This is a genomic window from Chryseobacterium sp. Bi04 (assembly GCF_918698085.1).
In the GTDB taxonomy this organism is placed as follows: Bacteria; Bacteroidota; Bacteroidia; order Flavobacteriales; family Weeksellaceae; genus Chryseobacterium.
Genome location: NZ_CAKKLP010000029.1, coordinates 1 through 5672 on the forward strand (window position 1 = coordinate 1; position 5672 = coordinate 5672).

The window sequence follows — 5672 nt, forward strand, 5'->3', positions numbered from 1 at the left end:
GCCCCAACCCCAGGACATTCCCATATTCCAGCCCCAGCCACGGTTCCAGCCCCAATATGGGCTATAGCCACCGTACCAGCCCCAAGGAGATCCATATCCCCACGAGTTGTCATAATAGTTGGTTTGAGAACCTGCATACATTCCCCAATCGGAATCTGTAGCATTGGTATTCCATTCTGGATTCGTACCGCTCCATTCGTTATATTTATTCTGTTGGTCTCTTGAATTCTCCTGTGCATTTTGGATCACATTAGAATCCTGATAGTAGTCATAATATTCGCCTACTCTGTTTCCGCTACCATTAATGATCACTCCTTCCGGCAGCGTATCCTTGTTGGGGTCATAATAAACCCCGTCTGTCTCGCTATACCCTCCCATCTGAGCACCACAAGACATAAGCAATAATCCGCCTGAAACAGCTAAAATCCCTTTAGATTTAAGCAGGCCAAGCAAATTTTTATGTATATTTCTTTTCATGATAACGTAAAAATTTTTAAATTAAATTATATTTGCAATCTGTACCAAAAATGTACCAAAAGACCGGTAAATAAATCTATCAAAAATAGATTTTTATTTTTAGATAACAATAATGTACAAAAGTTAAAAAAATTTTAAAAAATAATGGCAAAATTAACCTCAAGAAGCGAAGATTACAGCAAATGGTATAATGAGTTGGTTGTAAAAGCTGATTTAGCTGAAAATTCAGGAGTGCGTGGATGTATGGTGATCAAACCATATGGCTATGCAATCTGGGAAAAAATGCGTGATGAAATGGATAAAAGATTCAAAGAAACAGGTCACGTTAATGCATATTTCCCGCTTTTTGTACCCAAAAGCTTGTTTGAGGCAGAGGAAAAGAATGCGGAAGGCTTTGCAAAAGAATGCGCCGTAGTTACCCATTACAGATTAAAAACAGATCCAAATAATCCACACAAACTGATTGTAGATCCTGATGCTAAGCTTGAAGAAGAGCTTATTGTACGTCCTACTTCTGAAGCGATTATCTGGAATACCTATAAAAACTGGATTCAATCTTATAGAGATTTACCAATACTGATCAACCAATGGGCTAATGTTGTACGTTGGGAAATGAGAACCCGTTTATTCCTTAGAACTGCAGAATTTTTATGGCAGGAAGGGCATACTGCTCATGCCACAAAAGATGAAGCTGTAGAAGAAGCCGAAAAAATGAACGATGTGTATGCAGATTTTGCAGAGAAATTCATGGCTATGCCAGTTATCAAAGGCTTAAAAACACCATCTGAAAGATTTGCAGGGGCCGATGAAACCTACTGTATTGAAGCATTAATGCAGGATGGAAAAGCTCTTCAGGCAGGAACTTCTCACTTTCTGGGTCAGAATTTTGCAAAAGCATTTGATGTAAAATTCACCAACAAAGAAGGAAAAATAGAACATGCATGGGCTACTTCATGGGGAACTTCAACCCGTTTAATGGGAGCTTTGATTATGACTCACTCTGACGATTTCGGATTGGTATTGCCTCCAACTTTAGCCCCTATCCAGGTGGTTATTGTACCTATTTTCAAAGGAGAGGAACAGCTGAACCAGATTAGTGAGGTTGCTTTAGATATCCAGGCTAAACTAAAAGCCAAAGGTATTTCTGTGAAATTTGACAATGACACTCAGAATAAACCGGGATGGAAATTTGCAGAATATGAATTGAAAGGAGTTCCTGTAAGAATAGCAATAGGACCAAAAGATCTTGAAAACAAGTCTGTAGAAATCGCAAGAAGAGACAACCTTACCAAACAGTCACATTCTCTTGAAGGTTTAGATTCTTATATCGAAGAATTATTGAAAACCATTCAGGAAGATCTCTATAGGAAAGCTTTAAACTTCAGAAGAGATAATATCAGTACAGTAGATACTTATGAAGAGTTTAAAAAAGTTTTAGAAGAAAAAGGAGGTTTCATTTATGCACATTGGGATGGTACTGCTGAAGAAGAAGAGCAGATCAAGGACGAAACTAAGGCTACTATCAGATGTATTCCTTTGGATAATGATGTGGAAGAAGGTATTTCAATGATCTCAGGAAAACCTTCTAAGAGACGTGTATTATTCGCAAAAGCTTATTAAAAATTTTAATAATTTCAAAAAAAATCATCAGTTTCTAAAGAAATATTCAAAAAAAAGTGACTTTTGGACGGATTTTTGTTTAAATTTATCACAACATTAATCCAAAAAAATTTATTATTATGTCTTTAAACGTCATTGATTTAATTAAAGGACAATTAGGTCCCGCTTTGGTTTCGCAGGCTGCATCGCAGTTTGGAGAAAGTGAATCCGGTATTTCTAAAGCAATTGGTGGTTTATTGCCAGCCGTAGTAGGCGGATTAGCCAATAATGCAGACAATCCTGGTGTATTGGATGCAATAACGAAGGCCTCTTCAAGCGGCATATTAGGGAATTTATTGGGTGGATCATCCAATAATTCTATTATTACCAGCTTATTATCTTCTCTTTTTGGTGATAAGGTGGGTGGACTCGTAAATTCCATTGCCAGTTTTTCAGGAGTCAGCAATAACACTGCAGGTTCTTTATTAAATCTGGTAACAGGAGCTACTGTAGGTACTGTAGGAAAGTATGCAGCAGATAATAACCTTGGAGCTTCAGGAATTTCCAGTTTATTGAATGATCAGAAAGGTATTGTCTCTTCTTTACTGCCAGCAGGCCTTTCTTTAGCTTCTTTTGGTTTAGGAGCCGAAAATTGGTTTGGCCAGGCTAAGGAAACGGTTTCCTCAGTAACTTCTACTGCGAAGGACAACATCGCTGAAGGTGTTGCTACAGCCAGAGAAAATGTCACTGAAGGAGCAAGAGAGGTAAGAGAACAATTTAACAATAACAACAATGAAGGCGGTGGTTCAATCTGGAAATGGTTGCTTCCGCTTTTATTGCTGATTGCTGCCGGATATTTCTTATGGAGGCAGTGCGAGAAAAAACAGACGACTACAACGACTACCGCTACATCTGACTCAACAGCAGCCGGTACTACTGTAGATACAGCAGCTACAACAGGAACAGCGACGCCTGCTCCAGCTACTGTGAAAACAGATGAAAACATTGACCTGAACGGAGTAATGTTAAAAGGTTACAAAGGAGGTCTTGAAGATCAAATGATTTCATTCCTGAAGTCTGGCGGTTATAAAAACGCAGCTGATGATGCTGCATTGAAAGATAAGTGGTATGACTTTGACCATGTTAATTTTAAAATGGGAAGTTCTACAAGCTTAGAAGCAGGTTCACAAGGACAATTGGATAACCTGGTTGCTATTTTAAAAGCTTTCCCGGATGCTAAAGTTAAAATCGGGGGTTATACTGATAAAACAGGAAACGAAGCTTCTAATGTAAAATTATCTCAGGCAAGAGCTGATTATATTAAAGCTGCTTTAGCAAAAGCAGGAGTTGGAGCGCAGGTACTTGGAGCGGAGGGTTACGGAAGTAAATTCGCTACAGTAGATGCTAAAGCTTCTGATGCTGAAAGAGCTGCTGACAGAAAAATGTCTGTAAGATTTGCAAAATAATCTCTTTAGATCCAATACAAAAAAAATCCCGGAAATTATTTCCGGGATTTTTTTGCCCTTATGATTTCCTCATTTATATTTATTTAATTAAATTTGTTAGTCATTTCTAACATTTATGAATTTCAACTTAAAGAACGCCTGGCGTAAAGATAAAACCCTACACTCATTACCAGAGGTTTATTCCTCTATTAAGGTCCCAAAAAATGCAACATTCTGGAGAAAATATCTGGCATTTGCAGGCCCGGGTCTTATGATTGCTGTAGGATATATGGATCCAGGAAACTGGGCTACGGATATTGCCGGAGGGGCACAATTTGGATATACCCTACTCTCTGTTATTCTTATTTCCAACATTTTCGCCATGGTTTTACAACATTTATCTGTAAAACTGGGAGTTGTAGCAGAAAGGGATCTTGCACAGGCCTGCAGAGATCATTTCAATCCTACCACCAATTTTATACTCTGGATTTTTTGTGAAATAGCCATTGCTGCCTGTGATCTCGCCGAGGTTATAGGTTCTGCTATTGCCTTAAATCTGCTGTTTCATATTCCTTTAACCTGGGGAATCGTTATTACTACTGTTGATGTTTTGATTATTCTTTTGCTCCAGGCAAAAGGATTCCGCTGGATTGAGAGTATTGTAGGCGGACTTATATTTATCATCTTATCCTGTTTTGTATACGAAATAGTAATATCCAAACCGGCTTTTAATGAGATCCTTGGAGGCTTGGTACCACAGAAAGAAATTATCCAGAACCCTGCAATGCTCTATATCGCTATCGGAATTTTGGGAGCTACCGTTATGCCTCACAATTTATATCTCCACAGCAGCATTGTGCAGACCAGGGATTATACCCGGGATAGAGAAGGTAAAAAAGAAGCGATAAAATTTGCCACTTTAGACAGCACAGTGTCACTTATGCTTGCTTTTTTCATCAATGCTGCGATCCTTATTCTTGCAGCTGCAACATTCCACACTACAGGGAACGAACATATTGCTGATATTCATGATGCTTATAAAATGCTGACTCCTATTTTAGGAGCTTCTATGGCAAGTATCGCCTTTGCTATTGCCCTGCTTGCTTCAGGACAGAATTCAACCCTTACCGGAACGCTGGCAGGCCAGATTGTAATGGAAGGTTTTTTAAATATCAGACTAAAACCCTGGCTGCGAAGATTGATTACAAGACTTATTGCCGTTATTCCGGCTTTAATTGTTGCTATTCTTTACGGAGAGCAGGGAACAACAGATTTATTGGTTTTAAGTCAGGTTATCCTCTCTATGCAGTTAAGTTTTGCAGTAGTACCTTTAGTGATGTTTACCAATGATAAAGCCAAAATGGGAGAATTTGTCAATAAACCTTTCTTAAAAGTTTGTGTCTGGATTATTTCTATCATTATCATTATTTTAAATCTTTATTTACTGTATCAAACTTTCTCTGAAAATTAATCCAACTCTATATTATAATTTAATTTAAATTTAATATAGCAAAAGAAAATCATAATTAATTGATTATTATTTAAAGAAACGCCAATTTTATCATAAATATTTAAATAAAAAACATTTTTGGAATATAAATTGACAATGAAACTCTGTCACTGAGAAATTAAATTTATCAGGCATTGTTAATTATAAATAATTTAAATTTCCAAAAATGAAAAACACATTCAGAATGATGACTGCTGCTTTTGCAGCATCAATTTTACTAACATCTTGTTACTCCTATACAAGTGTTGTAGGAAAAGGAGCATTAGGTACCCAAAAGGTTACAAAATGGAATCATTATTACATTGAAGGTTTAGTTCCAGGTTCTTCTTCTGATTCCAGAGCAATGGCCGGTACCGCAGAAGACTATACCGTTAAAACCAGACAAACTTTTATCAATGGATTGATTGCTACTGTAACATTTGGTATATATACTCCAACTGTAACTACCGTGACAAAATAAAAGTTAATTGGCAGTGATAAAATTATCGCTGCCAAACTTATAAAATGAAAGAGTATTTTTTATATTAGCTGTCATTCTTTTATACTTATCCTACACCACCATACATATTCTGGTTATATAATCTGAAGGCATCAGTAATTTTAATAAGGATTTGTACTTGGAAGAACACTCTTATTCATAT

The 5672-nt window shown here is 37.1% G+C and carries 4 protein-coding genes and 1 pseudogene; 4 read left to right on the plus strand and 1 reads right to left on the minus strand.

Annotation, left to right across the window (positions count from 1 at the left end; genetic code table 11):
• Nucleotides 1–477: pseudogene (locus LQV47_RS22395) on the minus strand (prolyl-tRNA synthetase); the annotation flags it as partial.
• 144 nt (nt 478–621) lie between these two features.
• Between LQV47_RS22395 and proS the strand changes: the two are divergent.
• From proS to LQV47_RS22415, 4 genes are all read left to right on the plus strand, one after another.
• Entirely contained in the window at nt 622–2097 is a 1476-nt protein-coding gene (gene proS / locus LQV47_RS22400) for a proline--tRNA ligase (RefSeq protein ID WP_230041344.1), read from the plus strand.
• 119 nt (nt 2098–2216) lie between these two features.
• Nucleotides 2217–3542: an OmpA family protein gene (locus LQV47_RS22405; RefSeq protein WP_230041345.1), complete on the plus strand. Its 1326-nt coding sequence runs from the start codon at nt 2217–2219 to the stop codon at nt 3540–3542.
• Nucleotides 3543–3657: 115 nt separating this feature from the next.
• Nucleotides 3658–4992, plus strand: coding sequence for an Nramp family divalent metal transporter (locus LQV47_RS22410; RefSeq protein WP_230041346.1), 1335 nt, complete (start codon nt 3658–3660; stop codon nt 4990–4992).
• A gap of 205 nt (nt 4993–5197) precedes the next feature.
• Nucleotides 5198–5491 (plus strand): Bor family protein, encoded by a 294-nt coding sequence (locus tag LQV47_RS22415; RefSeq protein WP_230041347.1) that lies wholly within the window; start codon nt 5198–5200, stop codon nt 5489–5491.
• Nucleotides 5492–5672 lie beyond the last annotated feature (181 nt).

What these genes read in the sequence shown, in the direction of transcription:
- proS (WP_230041344.1), top strand. Translation starts at nt 622, where the DNA reads ATGGCAAAATTAACCTCAAGAAGCGAAGATTACAGCAAATGGTATAAT.
- LQV47_RS22405 (WP_230041345.1), top strand. Translation starts at nt 2,217, where the DNA reads ATGTCTTTAAACGTCATTGATTTAATTAAAGGACAATTAGGTCCCGCT.
- LQV47_RS22410 (WP_230041346.1), top strand. Translation starts at nt 3,658, where the DNA reads ATGAATTTCAACTTAAAGAACGCCTGGCGTAAAGATAAAACCCTACAC.
- LQV47_RS22415 (WP_230041347.1), top strand. Translation starts at nt 5,198, where the DNA reads ATGAAAAACACATTCAGAATGATGACTGCTGCTTTTGCAGCATCAATT.